The organism is Oleiphilus sp. HI0067 (genome assembly GCF_001635735.1).
In genome coordinates, this window is record NZ_LWFI01000402.1 from 1 (window position 1) to 1,608 (window position 1,608).

General features: G+C 45.8%; 2 protein-coding genes. Both read left to right on the forward strand.

Annotation, left to right across the window (positions count from 1 at the left end; all coding sequences use genetic code 11):
* Positions 1–242: diguanylate cyclase domain-containing protein (locus tag A3739_RS04750; RefSeq protein WP_156502360.1), on the forward strand; the 242-nt coding region annotated here is incomplete at its 5' end.
* 9 nt (positions 243–251) lie between these two features.
* On the forward strand, positions 252–1,568 hold the full coding sequence (locus A3739_RS04755) for a bifunctional DedA family/phosphatase PAP2 family protein (RefSeq protein WP_068477379.1): 1,317 nt from the start codon (positions 252–254) through the stop codon (positions 1,566–1,568).
* The last annotated feature ends 40 nt before the right edge of the window (positions 1,569–1,608 follow it).

Genomic DNA, 1,608 nt, shown 5'->3' on the forward strand with positions numbered 1-1,608 from the left:
GTTTTTACTTGCTACTACCCTGCACACCAGAAGAGGGCGTACTTGTCATTGCAGAACGAATCAGAAGAACGATTGAAGAAAGCACGTGGCCCGAAGTAGACAGCATTACAGTCAGCATTGGCGCCAATACATTCACACCTGTTAAAAACTCAAAAAGCGCTCAAGAGTTGCTTCAAGGCGCGCATGCAGCGCTGGCTGAAGCACACAGCAAAGGTAATAATCGCGTTATATTGAACGACTAACCACCTAAGATGCCAAGTTTAATAGAGTTAAGTCACTGGCTCACCGCAAACGCGAGCTTAATATTACCTGCAATTGCGATCATCGCGTTTGTCGAATCATTTGCCATCGCAGGCATTGTTGTCCCAGGCGTTGCATTGCTGTTTTCAACTGCTGCCGTTGCAGGACTCGCAGGCATCCCGCTCATAGAGGTATTAGCTGCCGCATTTATCGGCGCTGTGCTTGGTGACGTTATTAGCTTTTGTATTGGCCGTGCCTTCCACGACCGATTACCTCTCACATGGCCTTTTTCAAAGTATCCAAACGCCTTACAAGAGGGTGAAAGATTTTTTGAGAAATATGGCACCTACAGCGTAGTCATTGGTCGGTTTGTCGGACCTCTGCGTCCAGTACTCCCACTCACTGCGGGTGTACTCCAAATGTCACCCACCAAATTTATTCTTATCAATCTGCTTTCAGCTATCGCATGGGCTCCAGCCTATATATTACCCGGTTATTTGGGAGCAGAAATAACGCAACTCGCTACTCAAAATCGTGATATTACCTATGCCCTTGTGCTTGTTTTATGCCTAATAATTGCGATCAGCCTGTTATGGTTATCACTGAGCAAACAGCGAGCAAAACCGTTCGTGTACTTTGGCTCAATATTCACTTTAAGTGCCATAGCATTTTCAAGCATTGCTTATTTAAACATTAGCGGCATGCTAGATGGCTTTGATGTATGGGTTCTCGCCAAGGCATTAACTGTCAGGGATACCTTGTTTTACAGCTTCTTTGTTTTCATCACGCTGCTCGGCGATCAAGCTCTGCTTATCTTGTTATTCCTGATATGCGTTGCATCTCTCGCGACCCATAAACAATACAAGCATGCTATCTACTTCGCTCTGACGGGTATCACTGTCGCCGGATTCACCCATGGGTTTAAATACTTATTTAACACAATCCGCCCAGACCATTTGCTCGGTGCACTTTCAAGTGGTGCATTTCCGAGTGGGCATACCAGTGGAGCAGCTGTCTTCATCGGATGCTTAGTATTAACGGCAATGCCTAGTCAGAAATCTAACGTATGGAAGGTCTGCGGACTAATCATCATCATCCTCATTGCCTGTTCACGCATCATTCTTGGAGTTCACTGGGCGAGTGACGTGATCGCAGGGTTGCTGCTAGCTGGCATCATCTTATGCTTAAGTCACTTGGTACTGCCACGTGAAGACAAACACCTCGACCCGAAAATCAACAAGCAGTATTACGTAACGTTGCTCATTATTCCTGTCACCTACGTCGTTCTGTCGATGAGTAACGCACTCGTTTTTTATTCTCCGCGTTAAATCATCTCTAATACAGTTTGAGAGATAGATTCTAGGCGAC